The sequence below is a fragment of the Enterobacter cloacae complex sp. 2022EL-00788 genome (assembly GCF_026627565.1).
In the GTDB taxonomy this organism is placed as follows: domain Bacteria; phylum Pseudomonadota; class Gammaproteobacteria; order Enterobacterales; family Enterobacteriaceae; genus Enterobacter; species Enterobacter pasteurii.
In genome coordinates, this window is record NZ_JAPNMC010000006.1 from 142,663 (window position 1) to 157,312 (window position 14,650).

Annotated in this window: 18 protein-coding genes; 4 read left to right on the forward strand and 14 right to left on the reverse strand. The window is 56.1% G+C overall.

The features are described 5' to 3' along the window. Positions 1-110: 110 nt before the first annotated feature. The gene (gene radC / locus OWK27_RS11370; protein WP_148421675.1) at positions 111-776 is read right to left on the reverse strand and encodes a RadC family protein; all 666 of its coding nucleotides are present in this window, start codon (positions 774-776) and stop codon (positions 111-113) included. A 173-nt stretch (positions 777-949) separates the two neighbouring features. On the opposite strand from radC, the gene coaBC reads away from it, so the two are divergent. The 3 genes from coaBC (at position 950) to slmA (ending at position 3,314) form a co-directional block, all read left to right on the forward strand. Then, the gene (gene coaBC, locus OWK27_RS11375) at positions 950-2,161 is read left to right on the forward strand and encodes a bifunctional phosphopantothenoylcysteine decarboxylase/phosphopantothenate--cysteine ligase CoaBC (protein ID WP_267590483.1); all 1,212 of its coding nucleotides are present in this window, start codon (positions 950-952) and stop codon (positions 2,159-2,161) included. After that, positions 2,139-2,597, forward strand: a complete 459-nt coding sequence (gene dut, locus OWK27_RS11380; RefSeq protein WP_015570042.1) for a dUTP diphosphatase — start codon at positions 2,139-2,141, stop codon at positions 2,595-2,597. The genes coaBC and dut overlap by 23 nt, the downstream gene beginning before the upstream one ends. A gap of 120 nt (positions 2,598-2,717) precedes the next feature. Beyond that, a complete protein-coding gene (gene slmA, locus OWK27_RS11385) occupies positions 2,718-3,314 on the forward strand; it encodes a nucleoid occlusion factor SlmA (RefSeq protein ID WP_063868771.1) in 597 nt (198 codons plus the stop codon). Positions 3,315-3,382: 68 nt separating this feature from the next. On the opposite strand, the gene pyrE is transcribed toward slmA, so the two are convergent. Further along, a complete protein-coding gene (gene pyrE / locus OWK27_RS11390) occupies positions 3,383-4,024 on the reverse strand; it encodes an orotate phosphoribosyltransferase (RefSeq protein ID WP_148421676.1) in 642 nt (213 codons plus the stop codon). Positions 4,025-4,090: 66 nt separating this feature from the next. Next, on the reverse strand, positions 4,091-4,807 hold the full coding sequence (gene rph / locus OWK27_RS11395) for a ribonuclease PH (protein ID WP_148421677.1): 717 nt from the start codon (positions 4,805-4,807) through the stop codon (positions 4,091-4,093). A gap of 125 nt (positions 4,808-4,932) precedes the next feature. Here rph and OWK27_RS11400 point away from each other — a divergent pair, with 125 nt between their 5' ends. Then, positions 4,933-5,796, forward strand: a complete 864-nt coding sequence (locus tag OWK27_RS11400; RefSeq protein ID WP_267590403.1) for a YicC/YloC family endoribonuclease — start codon at positions 4,933-4,935, stop codon at positions 5,794-5,796. 83 nt (positions 5,797-5,879) lie between these two features. On the opposite strand, the gene OWK27_RS11405 is transcribed toward OWK27_RS11400, so the two are convergent. The 11 genes from OWK27_RS11405 to fliD form a co-directional block, all read right to left on the reverse strand. After that, complete coding sequence (locus OWK27_RS11405; protein ID WP_148420475.1) at positions 5,880-6,518, reverse strand: hypothetical protein; 639 nt, start codon at positions 6,516-6,518, stop codon at positions 5,880-5,882. After that, positions 6,511-7,560, reverse strand: a complete 1,050-nt coding sequence (parM, locus tag OWK27_RS11410) for a plasmid segregation protein ParM domain-containing protein (protein WP_267590404.1) — start codon at positions 7,558-7,560, stop codon at positions 6,511-6,513. The genes OWK27_RS11405 and parM overlap by 8 nt, the downstream gene beginning before the upstream one ends. 41 nt (positions 7,561-7,601) lie before the next feature. Then, positions 7,602-8,297, reverse strand: coding sequence for a C40 family peptidase (locus tag OWK27_RS11415; protein WP_267590405.1), 696 nt, complete (start codon positions 8,295-8,297; stop codon positions 7,602-7,604). A gap of 108 nt (positions 8,298-8,405) precedes the next feature. Beyond that, positions 8,406-9,335, reverse strand: coding sequence for a putative lateral flagellar export/assembly protein LafU (gene lafU / locus OWK27_RS11420; RefSeq protein WP_267590406.1), 930 nt, complete (start codon positions 9,333-9,335; stop codon positions 8,406-8,408). Then, a complete protein-coding gene (gene motA, locus OWK27_RS11425) occupies positions 9,335-10,198 on the reverse strand; it encodes a flagellar motor stator protein MotA (RefSeq protein WP_148420472.1) in 864 nt (287 codons plus the stop codon). The genes lafU and motA overlap by 1 nt, the downstream gene beginning before the upstream one ends. A 7-nt stretch (positions 10,199-10,205) precedes the next feature. Continuing rightward, positions 10,206-10,907: a FliA/WhiG family RNA polymerase sigma factor gene (locus OWK27_RS11430; RefSeq protein WP_148420471.1), complete on the reverse strand. Its 702-nt coding sequence runs from the start codon at positions 10,905-10,907 to the stop codon at positions 10,206-10,208. Positions 10,908-10,920: 13 nt separating this feature from the next. Continuing rightward, complete coding sequence (locus tag OWK27_RS11435) at positions 10,921-11,391, reverse strand: flagellar basal body-associated FliL family protein (RefSeq protein WP_176609042.1); 471 nt, start codon at positions 11,389-11,391, stop codon at positions 10,921-10,923. Between the two features lie 11 nt (positions 11,392-11,402). Continuing rightward, a complete protein-coding gene (locus OWK27_RS11440) occupies positions 11,403-12,479 on the reverse strand; it encodes a flagellar hook-length control protein FliK (RefSeq protein ID WP_267590407.1) in 1,077 nt (358 codons plus the stop codon). Next, entirely contained in the window at positions 12,479-12,778 is a 300-nt protein-coding gene (locus OWK27_RS11445) for a hypothetical protein (RefSeq protein WP_227009605.1), read from the reverse strand. The genes OWK27_RS11440 and OWK27_RS11445 overlap by 1 nt, the downstream gene beginning before the upstream one ends. A gap of 2 nt (positions 12,779-12,780) precedes the next feature. Beyond that, positions 12,781-13,173, reverse strand: coding sequence for a flagellar export chaperone FliS (gene fliS, locus OWK27_RS11450; protein ID WP_176609044.1), 393 nt, complete (start codon positions 13,171-13,173; stop codon positions 12,781-12,783). A gap of 21 nt (positions 13,174-13,194) precedes the next feature. Further along, positions 13,195-14,529 (reverse strand): flagellar filament capping protein FliD, encoded by a 1,335-nt coding sequence (gene fliD, locus OWK27_RS11455; RefSeq protein ID WP_267590408.1) that lies wholly within the window; start codon positions 14,527-14,529, stop codon positions 13,195-13,197. Positions 14,530-14,650 lie beyond the last annotated feature (121 nt).

Here is a 14,650-nt window from a genome sequence, read left to right on the forward strand (position 1 = left end):
AGGCCCAAATGCCAAACCCGAGATTCTCAAAGGTGGCGTAGTATACGCTGACTCGGCGGTGTGCTCAAGTCCCGAACAGACAAAGATCCCGATGGATCGCGAGAAAAGGCCTAAATCCAGCCGCGTTCGGCAAAAGATATGTACTCTCCGCGGCCAATTATCAGATGGTCCAGCACACGAATGTCCATGAATTGACAGCATTTGATAATACGTTCGGTAATAGCTTTGTCAGCTCTGCTTGGTTCTGCACAGCCAGAGGGGTGATTATGCGCGAGGATCACGCCGGCTGCATTCACTTTTATCGCTTCCCGCACAATTTCACGCGGATGCACCTCAACGTGGCTTAACGTCCCCGAAAAAAGGCGGGTATGTTTAATCACCCGATTTTTGTTGTCGAGAAAGATCACCATAAAGATCTCCCGCTCCAGATCGGACAGCTGGCTTTGCAGAAATTCGCGGGTCATGTCAGGAGTAAGAATGGGGTCTTCCTCCTCCATACGCACGTTATAAAATCGTCGGGCAAGTTCTGCAATTCCCCGCAGCTGGGCATATTTCGCCACGCCGATGCCCTCTACGTGCGTAAATTCCGCCAGGTCCGCGGTCAGCAAACCATACAGTGAACCAAAATGGTCTATTAAATCCTTCGCCAGGGTAAAAACCGTTTTTCCCGGCGTGCCCGTGCGTAAAAAGAGCGCCAGCAGCTCGTCGTCTTTTAATAACGTGACGCCATGGCGCAGCATTTTTTCGCGCGGTAGCAGCAGTTCAGTCTCTTCCATGCCCGCCCTCCTTCTGTTTGCCACTATGCTGCCACAGGCACCTCCCGGGCTCGACGCTCGCGTTTCGTTCTTGCGTAACGCCTCGCAAAGTGAATAACGGACTTCATCACCCCGTTTTTGGGATTGTGATAAAATGCCCGCTCTCTGGTGAAACCCAACAGGAAAGAATCATGATGAGCCTGGCCGGTAAAAAAATCGTTCTTGGCGTAAGCGGCGGTATTGCTGCCTATAAAACGCCGGACCTGGTGCGCCGTTTGCGCGAGCGCGGGGCCGATGTGCGGGTCGCGATCACCGAAGGCGGCAAAGCCTTTATCACTCCGCTGAGCCTGCAGGCCGTATCGGGATACCCGGTATCCGACAGCCTTCTTGATCCGGCGACCGAAGCCGCAATGGGCCACATTGAGCTGGGTAAATGGGCCGATCTGGTTATTCTTGCCCCCGCCACGGCGGATTTAATTGCCCGCGTGGCGGCAGGTATGGCGAACGATCTGGTTTCAACCATTTGCCTCGCCACCCCGGCGCCCGTCGCGGTCGTGCCCGCCATGAACCAGCAGATGTACCGCAACGCCGCTACCCGGCATAATCTGGAAACGCTGGCCTCGCGCGGCCTGCTGATCTGGGGCCCCGACAGCGGCAGCCAGGCCTGCGGCGACGTGGGTCCGGGCCGAATGCTCGACCCGCTAACGATTGTTGATATGGCCGCGGCCCATTTCTCGCCTGTCAACGATCTGCAACATCTCAACATCATGATTACCGCGGGTCCAACGCGCGAGCCGCTGGATCCGGTGCGTTACATTACTAACCATAGCTCCGGCAAAATGGGCTATGCAATTGCTGCCGCGGCGGCCAGGCGCGGTGCGAACGTCACGCTGGTGAGCGGCCCGGTGTCGCTTACCGCGCCTGCGTCGGTGCAGCGTATTGATGTCACCACCGCACTGGAAATGGAAGCCGCCGTACAGGCGCATGCACAACAGCAGCATATTTTTATTGGCTGTGCTGCCGTGGCGGATTACCGGGCAGAAACCATTGCTGACGCCAAAATTAAAAAGCAAGGCGATGAATTAACGATAAAAATGGTCAAAAACCCGGATATCGTTGCCGGTGTGGCCGCGCTAAAAACGCATCGTCCTTACGTTGTTGGGTTTGCCGCCGAAACGAATAATGTGGAAGAATATGCCCGGCAAAAACGTACCCGCAAAAACCTCGATTTGATTTGCGCGAACGACGTATCGCTGTCCACGCAAGGATTTAACAGCGACAGCAACGCATTGCACCTTTTCTGGCAGGATGGAGATAAAGTCTTACCGCTTGAGCGCAAAGAACTCCTGGGCCAACAATTACTGGACGAGATCGTTACCCGTTATGATGAAAAAAATCGACGTTAAGATTCTGGACCCGCGCGTTGGCGAGCAATTTCCGCTGCCAACGTATGCCACCTCCGGCTCTGCCGGTCTTGACCTGCGCGCCTGTCTCGATGACGCCGTAGAACTGGCCCCGGGTGCAACTACCCTGATCCCGACCGGACTGGCGATCCACATTGCTGACCCGTCGCTGGCGGCGGTGATCCTGCCGCGCTCTGGCCTGGGCCATAAGCATGGCGTCGTGCTGGGTAACCTGGTTGGCCTGATTGACTCTGACTATCAGGGTCAGCTGATGGTATCCGTCTGGAACCGTGGCCAGGACAGCTTCACCATTGAACCGGGCGAGCGTATCGCGCAGATGGTATTTGTCCCGGTGGTGCAGGCAGAATTTAACCTGGTGGCAGACTTTGATGCTACCGACCGTGGCGAAGGCGGCTTCGGCCATTCCGGGCGCAAATAACCGCCCGACAGACACGCATTTCACAGCGCCATAATGCAATAACAAACCGCAAACGCCAGTTTGCGGTCGCTGTGTGGATGACGGCCTGACAAGTGCTTATTTTCAGGGGTATTTTGTAACATGGCAGAAAAACAAACCGCGAAAAGGAATCGTCGCGAAGAAATACTTCAATCTCTGGCTCTGATGCTTGAATCCAGCGACGGCAGTCAACGCATCACCACCGCAAAACTGGCGGCCTCTGTAGGCGTGTCAGAAGCGGCGCTGTATCGACATTTTCCGAGCAAAACCCGGATGTTCGACAGCCTGATCGAGTTTATCGAAGATAGCCTGATTACGCGCATCAACCTGATTCTGAAGGACGAAAAAGACACCAGCGCGCGTCTGCGTCTGATTGTGCTGCTGATTCTGGGCTTTGGTGAACGTAATCCGGGTTTGACCCGTATTCTGACCGGCCACGCGCTGATGTTCGAACAGGATCGCCTGCAGGGCCGTATAAACCAGCTTTTTGAGCGTATTGAAGCCCAGCTGCGCCAGGTACTGCGCGAGAAGAAAATGCGTGAAGGCGAAGGTTACACCACGGATGAGACATTGCTGGCAAGCCAGATCCTGGCGTTTTGCGAAGGGATGCTCTCTCGTTTTGTGCGCAGCGAGTTTAAATACCGCCCAACGGACGATTTTGACGCCCGCTGGCCGTTAGTGGCTGCTCAGTTGCAGTAACCCCGCTGCCGGTTATCCGGTCTACAGAGTGCATTGCCCGATAAGCCTGACGCCATCGGGCAATGCAGTTACACCCCGTACGCTTCCCGGTATGCCCGTACCGCCGCCAGATGATCCGCCATCTCAGGCTTCTCTTCCAGATACGCAATCAGGTCCTTCAGGGTGATAATCGACGTTACCCTGCAGCCGTAATCGCGTTCCACTTCCTGAATAGCGGAGATTTCGCCGCGCCCGCGCTCCTGACGATCGAGCGAAATCAGCACGCCCGCAAGCGTTGCGCCATTTGCCTGGATAATTTCCATTGATTCACGAATCGCGGTGCCCGCGGTGATCACGTCATCCACCAGCATCACGCGGCCCTGCAGCGCGCTGCCGACCAGATTGCCGCCCTCGCCGTGAGTTTTGGCCTCTTTACGGTTAAAGCAGTACGGCACGTCGCGGTCATGGTGCTCCGCCAGCGCCACTGCGGTGGTCGTCGCAATCGGAATGCCTTTGTACGCAGGGCCAAACAGCAGGTCGAAATCAATCCCGGCATCCACCAGCGCTTCGGCATAGAAGCGGCCTAACAGTGCCAGATCGCGCCCGGTATTAAACAGCCCGGCGTTGAAGAAATAGGGGCTTTTACGCCCGGATTTCAGCGTAAACTCGCCAAACTTGAGTACCTGTTTGTTAAGCGCAAACTCAATAAACTGGCGCTGATACGATTTCATGGATTTGCTCCTTTGTCTTTTCTGTCTTACGGGCAAAAAAAAGGCGACTCATCGGTCGCCTTAAAATCAATTTTCTAACGCCGCTTTCTGCGTCGCTACAATAGATTCGATTCCCCCTCGGGCCAGCGCCAGCAGGGTAAGAAGCTCTTCATGGGTGAATGGCTCGCCTTCTGCAGTGCCCTGCACCTCAATGATGCGGCCATCTTCGGTCATCACCACGTTCATGTCGGTTTCTGCGGCAGAATCTTCAACGTACTCCAGATCGCAAAGCGCTTCGCCGTTAACGATACCGACGGAAACCGCGGCAACCATCCCTTTCATCGGGTTGGTTTTCAGCTTACCGGCGGCCACCAGCTTGTTCAGCGCGTCTGCCAGCGCCACGCAGGCTCCGGTAATGGAGGCTGTACGCGTGCCGCCATCGGCCTGGATCACGTCGCAGTCCAGCGTGATGGTGAACTCACCCAGCGTTTTCAGATCAACCGCGGCGCGGAGCGCACGCGCGATCAGGCGCTGGATCTCCATAGTGCGACCGCCCTGCTTACCCTTCGCCGCTTCACGGGCATTACGGGTATGGGTTGCGCGCGGCAACATGCCGTATTCGGCGGTGATCCAACCCTGGCCCTGACCTTTCAGGAAGCGAGGCACGCCCTCTTCGATAGACGCGGTGCAAAGCACTTTGGTGTCACCAAACTCAACCAGCACGGAGCCTTCAGCGTGTTTTGTATAGTTACGGGTCAGGATGACGGGACGCACCTGATTGGCGCTACGACCTGATGGACGCATGATGGATTCTCCGGCTTGAAACGAATGTGGCTGCGCATTATACGGATAAAGGACGCTTATTCCTATCCTGAGAAGCCCCCGAAAGCTATAATCCCCCCATCTCTCCTTTAAAAACGGGAATGTCTATGATCCGCAGTATGACCGCCTACGCCCGGCGTGAAATCAAGGGTAGCTGGGGTAGCGCTACCTGGGAAATGCGCTCGGTAAACCAGCGCTATCTGGAAACATATTTCCGTATGCCGGAACAGTTCCGCAGCCTTGAGCCTGTGGTGCGTGAGCGTATCCGTACGCGTCTGACCCGCGGAAAGGTGGAATGTAACCTGCGCTTTGAGCCCGATGCCAGCGCGCAGGGCGAGCTGATCCTCAACGAAAAGCTGGCGAAACAGCTCGTGAATGCGGCGAACTGGGTCAAAACGCAAAGCGATGAAGGCGAGATCAACCCGGTTGATATTCTGCGCTGGCCTGGCGTAATGGCCGCAGGAGAGCAGGATCTGGACGCGATCGCCGCTGAAATCCTGGCGGCGCTCGACGGCACGCTGGATGACTTTATCGTGGCCCGCGAAACCGAAGGCCAGGCGCTGAAGGCGATGATTGAGCAGCGCCTTGAAGGCGTGAGCGCCGAAGTGGCGAAAGTTCGCGCCCATATGCCAGAAGTGCTGCAGTGGCAGCGCGAGCGCCTTGTCGCTAAGCTTGAAGAGGCCGAAGTCCAGCTCGAAAACAACCGGCTGGAGCAGGAGCTGGTGCTGATGGCACAGCGCGTGGACGTGGCTGAAGAGCTGGATCGCCTGGAAGCGCACGTTAAAGAGACCTACAACATTCTGAAGAAGAAAGAAGCCGTAGGCCGCCGCCTCGACTTTATGATGCAGGAGTTCAACCGCGAGTCGAACACGCTGGCGTCTAAGTCTATCAATGCCGAGGTGACCAATTCAGCGATTGAGCTGAAGGTCCTGATTGAGCAGATGCGCGAGCAGATCCAGAATATCGAGTAACGTTCCGCGTATACTCGTTTATAAAAAAGACCATTGTAATTTATGGTCTTTTTTTTAGCGCATCGTCCGTCGCTCCCCCGCCCCTAAAAAATGCCCTTCTTGCGGATTTGCTTCATTTTTTCCGTTGGCGCATTCAGGGCATTCACGTCCAGCGTTTCCGTTAACCCTTTTTTAGCCGTTTCGGCCTCGGCGGCACGACCGGACATCCGTAGCTGTTGTAGCAGCACGTTTTGCTGGTCGAGCAGGGCCTTAAGCTGCGCCACTTCGCTATGTAACTGCTCCAGCGCCTGGCGTGAGGCTTCATCCGGCGCGCTCTGTCGCTGTAGTGCGTCCGACATCAGCGCGCGCATCTGTCGCAACTGTTGCTTGCTAAACTCACCGCTCGACGCGGGCGTTTCTGGCGCGGACGCCGTAGCGGCTGGCAGGAGTTCGCCGCTTGCCAGCTCGCTGCACAGCGCCTCCAGAGTTAACGCTTCGCGCCCCAGCGACTCGGCAATATGGCTGCACAGCGGCGGGCTCAGCAGCTGTAGCTGTAGACCGGCAAGGTAAACGTTGCGATGGAAACGACGCATTTCCATGCTGATATCACCCGGGTTACTGCCCGCCTGGCTAAGCGCCTGATGCCACTTTTTCAGCTGTAGCATCGCGCGCAGGTCCGCGCGCGATTGCTCTGGCGACAAATGCAGCGATAGATCAACGCGGCGAATGCGCCTGTTACTCATCTTCGCCCACCTCGGCCATGCGCGGCGCGGCTATCGTCTCCACGCCGCTCTCGGCGTGATAGAGGCATATCTCGCGGGAAAGCGCGCTCTGCGGGTTATCAATCGCAATCACCCGGTCGCCGAGCGTCGCATAGGCCTCGCGAACGGCGGATTCCACCAGGTGCGCACCGCCCCCGACCAGATAAACCCGGTTAGGGTTTTTGGCGAATTTCTTCGCTTCATAAGCCACCTGGTCACCCAGCTCCTGGATCTTAATTTCCACCCGCTCCAGGATCTCTTCAATACGCGACTCATCGTTGATGACGCTTTTGACAAAATCCATATCGTGGCGGCGTTTAATCAGCTCATTCGCCACCAGATAGCTGGAGTCGCTGTCGGCCGCCGCCAGCAGCTTGCGGGTAGCATCGGTCACCATCGCTACGCCAATCTCGTTGTTCCCGTAAATCGCGGAGACATCGTCGAACTCGCCGACAATAACCCCCATATCCAGCGTGGTGCCGCCGCAGTCAATGACCAGCGAGCGGGTGAATTCGGTAACGCTGGAGTTCAGAAGATGCGAAAGCGCGGCGGGCAGGCTTTCCGGCATCACCTGAACATCAACGATACGGAACAGCTCACCTTTATTAAGAGAGATATCCCGCATGAGGTTACGGCGCTTAGCCTCGATGCGGCTTTCGTTGCGCTGGCAGTCATCCGGGTTGTAGAACTGGGTAATCGGCAACGTGACGATCACCTCCACGTCACACGGCGCGATGCCGGTCAGCAGCAGCGCATGGTGTACCGCCAGCAGGTTAAGATCGTCATATTGATAGTCAATATGGGTGGTGGATAACGCCTTATCGGAGGTTGCATCATAGGTATATTTGGTGGTGCCGATGGTGTAGTTGTAGACCGACTGACCGCGCAGCAGTGCCGCACTTTTCCAGTCCTTGCGGAAGGAGTTCGGTGATACCACCGTCTTCAGCGTGCCGTTCTCAATCCAGCTAATTTTTACGTTTGTAGATCCATCATCAATGGCGAATTTCATACGGGTTACGGTCATGATTTTCTCAGTCCAAAAGGGAGTTTAGAGGTCAGGCCAGGCTACAGTACGCGCCGGGCACCCAAATAACGGGATTGCCAGAAATTGTCAGAAAGCTGGCTGATACGGATCTTCAGTCCGGTACGTGGCGCTTCAATAAAACGGCCATCACCGAGATACACACCAACGTGATCCGCGCCGGGTCGCTGGTTAATGTTGAAAAAGACGAGATCGCCACGCCGCAGCTTTTGCTGCTTGACGGGCTTCAGGGCGTTGTCCTGAAACATGCCGTTGGCGGTGCGCGGCAGCTTGCGATCCAGTACATGATTAAAGGCGTAGAAGACCAGCCCGCTACAGTCGAAGCCGTCGCTCGGGCTGTCGCCGCCCCACAGATAGGGTTTACCAAGCTGGCTCTCCAGGCGATGTATCACCGTTCGCAGCTTGATGAGCGTCTTTTGCGGGGAGCGCGTCGTCACTGCGCCATCCTGCACCTCATCCCAGAGCGCCTCGGAGCCGCCCAGGTTGCCAGGAGCCCAGCGGGCGTGCATCGCCAGCATCTCCCGATTTCGGGCGCGCTCGGCCTGCTGCCGCGCAATCTCAAGACGCTTCTGCTCTGGCGTCGGCGGCACCACGGCGACACGCTTTTTCGCTTTTGCCATCAGCCGCAGACGATTTTGCTTGCGCTTTTGCGCGTCACTGTGAGCGCTGGACTCCGGAATTTTTGCCTGTAAAGGGGTTGCGCTGGCGTGCCCCGTCAACAACAGCAGCAGCAAAAAAAAGTAAAAAAAACGTACCTGGTGGGAGGCAGTCCGCCCAGGTACAAATGCAGTGGTAAGGAGGAAAAGGTTCACAGCACAACAATCGGGTTAATGGTCTTGAGCGAGTTTTTCGGTCAGTGGCTTAATGACTTTTTCACCGTGCTGACCGAAAAATTGATACAGCGAATCACTGGCCGAGTGTGTCAACACCATGATTTCAATACGCCGGTTAGCCGAACTCAGCGGATGCTCGGGATCGAGCAGCATCTGGTCAGCCATGCCGCTGACCTGCAAAACCTTATTGGGATCCAGCCCGCTGCGGGTCAGCACCGAGCGCGCCTGCATGGCGCGCTCGCCGGAGAGATTCCAGTTGTTATAAAGCACCTGATCGCGAAAGCGCGTGGCATCGGTATGTCCCGTGATGATGATTTTGTTATTAATTTTGTTCAGTTCGGGCGCAAACTCGGTGAGCAAGCGCTTAAAGAATGGCGTCAGGATGGCGCTGCTGCGCTGGAACATCTCGCGTTTGCGATCGTCGGTGATGAGGATGCGCAGCCCCTGCGGCACAATCTCCATCTTCAGGTTGGCCTGTGCATCATAGGCTGAGGTGATCTTCATAATGATGCGCGCCAGATCCTCAATCTCGCTTTTAGACCGCGCGTTAACCTCTTCCAGGCTCTCCGTCTTCTCACTCTGAACCGCTGGCGTGACTTCTTTCTTCGCCTGCGTTTCAGGCCGATCTTTTTTTCTGGCGTGACGCGTGTCAAACAGCGAAATTTCGCCGCCGTTCCCCTCTTTTTGGGTGACAGGAGTTAACGTATTACCTTCAAAAATAGACTCGCCGTTCAGAAGCGAGACAATCTCTTTACGTTCCTCTTCCGTCACCGCGCCCATAATCCAAAGCACCATAAACAGCGCCATCATCGCCAGCGTAAAATCGGCGAAGGCAACCTTCCACGCGCCGCCGTGAAAAGCGTCATGGCTTTTGCGCGAGGAGCGTTTGATGATGGTGGTATGTCCTTTTTTGCTGTTACGCATCAGGATCCACCCGTCATCTGTTCCACCCAACCGTCAAGGGTGGCAAACGTAGGCTTGGAATCCATTGGCAGCATTTTGCGGCCCGCATCCACCGCCAGTAGCGTCGGCTTACCGGCCACGTGATTAACCAGCACCGTACGCACGCACTCCAGTACCGCGAGCTGTTTTTTTGTGCGCTGCTCCATCGCGTTCGCAACAGGATCCATTAAGCAATAGCAGAAGAAGACGCCGAGAAACGTCCCCACCAGCGCAGCGGCCACTTTCACCCCAATCACCGCAATGGAACCGTCGATGGACTGCATGGTAATGATGATGCCCAACACCGCGGCGCAGATACCGAAGCCCGGCATCGCTTCAGCGGTACGCTGCAGGGAACGGGACGGCTGGAGAAGGTTCTCTTCCATGGCAACCAGCTCCTGCTCAAGAATGCCTTCCAGCTCGTGTTCGTTAATCTTGCCCATTGCCATCAGGCGGAAGTTATCCGAGATAAACGTCACCAGTGCCTTATCGTGCAGCATGAGCGGGTATCGCTGGAACAGCTCGCTGTTTTCTGGCGCCTCGATGTGCTCATCCAGCACCTTCAGGCCGCCGTCCTGCACCAGCTCCAGCAGCTCATATAACAGCATCAGCAGCTGGCGCTGATATTCACTGGTGTATTCGTTTTTGCGCATAATGCCGCGAAACTGGCGGTACATTTCCGACAGAACGGCGCGAGGGTTGGCAAGCACCATGGCGCCTAAGCCCGCGCCAAGAATGATGATAATTTCACCGGGCTGCCAGAAAGAGGCGAGATGGCCGCCGGACATGAGAAAGCCGCCAACCACGCAGCCCAGGATAATTACGATACCGAAGAATTTCTGCATACACCTTTCACTTCTGGAAAAAAGACTGAATTTTTTGGGCGATTTTTTTATTGAGCTGACACACTCTGGCTTCCGTTAAATCAAGAACCAGAGCGATTTCTTTCAGGCTCATCTCATGCTGGTAATAGAGCGTCATGATCAGCTGTTCACGCTCGTCCAGCGCTGCCAGCGCGCTGCGCAGCGTCCGGCTGGTGACGATTTCGTCTTCCAGCTTCCGGCTATCCAGCGCACCCGTCAGGGCGTCATTGCCTAACAGTTCATCCAGGCTCTCTATCGTTTTGGCGCAGTCCAGCAATAAATATTCCTGATACTCCTCCGCGGAGATGGACAGATGGCGGCTAATATCTTCAAACGTGGGCGTCCGCCCAAGCTGGCGCGCAATATCGCGGATACTGTCGTTTAGCTTGTGCGTTTTTTGCCGCAGACGACGGGGGCGCCAGTCCAGCAGACGCAGTTCGTCCAGTACCGCCCCGCGAATGCGCTGTACGGCGTAGGCGGCAAACTGGGCATCCGGATGCCCGTAGCGGCGCAGCGAGGTCAACAGCCCCATCAGGGCAATCTGCTCCATATCTTCCCGATCGATCACGCTGCTGGTCTGATACGAGAGCTGTTTGACCACTTTGTTGACCAGCGGCAAATACGCGCTGACATAGCGCGCTTCATCTGCCGCCGTCAGGGTGTCGCTGGCGATAAAGTCCATCATTTCCATTACGGCTTAACCGTCACTGGAAGACCATTTTGCTGATGATGACGTCCTCAAAGGGGACATCCATCTTCAGGCTTTTGAACCGTTCGACGTAGGCTGCCTGCAGCTTATCGTGCAGCTGGTTAACGCTCATTGCGCGCACGTCGTCGTAGTCGAGATCGGAAAGCAGGCTCACCGTGGCGCCACGCACCGCGGGGATCATGTCTCTCGCTTTACTCGCGTCTTCCGTACTGCTGGTCGCCAGGTTCAGCTCCAGCAACAGATAGCGTTCCGTGTCCCCGTTTCCTTTCAGGGTGATAACGACGTTTTTAATCTCCACAAACTCCACGGTCTCTTTGTCAGAACTGGTGAATATCCCGGATAAGAAACTGCTGCCTGTTGCTTCATCCATGCGCAGCAGATGAGTACCCACTACCGTCATTCCCGCCGCCAGCATGGCGGTGAAGAGCGCGATAACGAGGCCGAAAGAGAGTGTTTTTACGTTCATATAGTCTTGTCTTAAACCGTCAGTAGTACCGAGTCATCGCTGCGGAGATCCTGCGACTCCGTCGTGTGGGTCGCGATTTCCGCTCCCGCCAGGATGGCGTTATGCTGCCCGGTGAAGGATTGTCCTCTGCCCTGCTGCTGTCCCCCGGACTGGGATGACACCTGCACGTTGACCTGGACAAAATGTTGCTCCGTCAGGCTCTGACGAAGGTCGTTGCTCGTTTGCTGCAGGGCGCGATAGACCTCAGCATGGCTGGCGTTGATCTGCACCTGCACGCGTCCGCTTTCGACCTGCATAGAAATATCGATTTTGCCCATATCCGGCGGATCGAGGCGGATGGTGGCATGCTGGAGCTGCTGCTTTACCTGGACCTGCAAACGCTCGCCCAGCGCACGCTGTAGCTGTTCACCCCAGCGCGAAGGCTCCGGATCCATTTTCAGAGTGGTGGTGGTCGTTGCCGGTGCGGCCGCCGGCGTGGCGGTAATATCGCTTGCCGGCAGCGGCGCAAAGGTGTTCGTCTGCGCCGCCGGAACCATCGCCGTTATTAGCGCTGGAGCGACGCTATGAAGAACGGGCTGCGGGCTCGCCGCGGAATCGGTGGGACTCACCGGTGACGGCACTGGATACTGATGCGAAAGCGAGGCAGAGATGCCCATCGGCACTCCCTTCGCCGCTCCCTGCGTCACCCCCTGCGGCTGCAGGTTTTTCAGCATGACATCATCGACGGGCTGCGCTTTACCGGGAAAGCCAGCAGAAGCGTGCACCGGAATCTGGCTGGTCATCAGCAGCGCTTCCAGCAGCTGCTGCGGCGCATCAGCCCTGAGCAGTGAATCTCCCGGCACCGGCTCGTTAGCGGTTTCCTCGTCATCGTCACTGCCTTGCGGGAGCGGCACCGCGCTTACGGCAATATCGCGTGTCGCCTTCCCCTGTCCGATCATGAGTGAATCAATCACGTTCAGCAGCGCGTCGTTAAACGCCGCCGGGGTTTGTGTGGTATGCGTTACCGCTTTCGGGCCTGCAATGGGTTCGGCCTGCATCGACAGGCCAGAACCGTTAACCAGGCCCTGCGCCAGGTTGAGGATATCCATCAGCGCATTCCTTCATCGTCAGCAAACTGGGCATACGCGGCCGCCCCTTCACGATTGCGCATCGTCAGGTTAAGCTTGACGGCCAGCCTGTCGCTCTCTACCTGGCAGTAATCACGCGCCTGAAGGTGGATCTTTTTCAGGTTATCCAGCGCCTGTCGCTCGTCCACCTCCAGCGTTTTCCCCTGAATCGCGGTCAGTAGCTCGGCGATTTTGGCGTCAACGTTCATGACGGCGGACCAGTTATGATCCTCCGTCGCCTGGCGTAAACCCCGCGTCAGGGCCTGAATGACGTGCAGCATCCTCATGCCCCCTGGCCCATTCGCTGCCAGCCGTCCTGGATGTTGCCAAGGATCGTTTCCACTTCGTCAATGATGTCGACCGAGAGCTTATGGCTGGCGTCATACAGGCGATAAACGCAGTAGTCGTATAGGTTCGCCAGGCTCAGCGCCAGTTCGCCGCCCTTTTCAAAATCCAGCGCGCTGGTTAGCGCGTTGAGAATGTCGATGCACTTATTGATGCTCTGGGCCTTACGCTCGTAGCGACGGGCAACAATATGGCTTTTGGCACGAACAAGCTCATCCATCAGGCCGTTAAACAGCATCAGCACCAGCTGATGCGGATTCGCCGCCGAGGCCTGAATAGCCAGATCGGATTGTTGATACAGGCCGTAGCCTTCCTGATCATTTCCGTACATTGAAAGTCGGTTCCCTTAGAATTAAACAAACATGCTCATGGTGTTGTTCATCTGCGTCATGACTTTTTGCAGCTGCGTAAACTGCTTGTAGTAGCGGTTGTAAGAGGCGTCATAACGCGTATTCATTTTTTCGGTTTTGGTATCGATATCAGATTTTTGTCGGTCCAGGATCTCCTGGCGTCCCTTCAGCATGCCGCTGCTGGTGCTGAGGTATTTATCCAGCGATTTATCCATCGCCTTGAGCATGCCGTCGTTGCCGTTGAAGAATTGCGCGACGGTCTGCGGATCGTTTTTGAGCTGCTTCTCCAGCACGTCAGCATCGAGCGTGAGCTTGCCGTCTTTATCGGCGGAGATGCCGAACTTACTCATGTTCTGGTCACCAAAGGTGCCGCGCAGCAGATTGCCAATATCGGTACCGAGCGAGGACATCGTGGCATCACCGGCAAACGCGCCGCGCTTTTCCGAGCTGCTGCCGCTTTTCGTCATGCCGGTGAGGGTATCGCGCAGGGTGTTGTAGGCATCGAGAAACGCCTGGATCTGGTTTTTCGTTTCGGTGTTATCGGTATCGATCGAAATCACCAGCGGCTTGTTCTTTTCGGTAGTGCCGGTCAGCTTAATAGAGACGCCATCGACCAGATCGTCCAGGGTGTTGGAACTGCTGGCATACTGTCTGGTGGAATCGCCGAGCGTGAAGAGCGCGTCTTTTCCGTCAGTAATCGTTTGTTGGTCTGCAAAAATATCCTGGCCGGCAGACATGCCGCTGGTATCCATCTCGATTTTGTACTTCGCGCCACTCTGGTCACTGCTCAGCATGAGCGAGACTTTGCCGTCAATTCGCATCAGTGAAGCGGTAACTCCGTTCTGCCCGCTGGCCGCCGTGGTGGAAGTGGGATCCGACGCGCTCGGGAAGTCAGTTTTATTAATCGCATCGGCAAAATCAGCAAGGCTGTCCAGACCATCCATATCAATCTCCATGCTCTCGCCATTGAGATTGATCTTCAGGGTTCCGCTCGCATTTTTAATCGCGTCATCGTCCAGCTTGTCGAAACTGATCTGCTGAGCGGTCGCCAGCTGGGTGACGTTCAGGCTGTAGGTACCTTTACGCGCGCTGGCACTGGCGTTGATCGTCGCAATCCCCTCCTGGTTCATGGTGGCGATATTTTTCAGGACGCTGGCGCTGGTGGAATTCAGGGCATTAATTGACGTGCGGAACGTCGTTAGCGCGGTACGCAGCGACGAAAGGGCTGACGACTGGGCTTCATAGGTTTTTGTCTGGGTGGCGATCGCGTTTTGCAGTGCAAGGACGTCGTAGGTCGCCAGTGTTGTCGCCATCTGTTTTGGATCGAAATCAGACATTATTGGTTCTCCTGGCACGCAAATGTAGTTCGGTATGCTTCAGACATAGCAACTATCGTGCCAATTTTTTATTTGTGGTTTTTCAGGTAGTTATGCACAAGCTGGAAGGAGGACTTCCGCT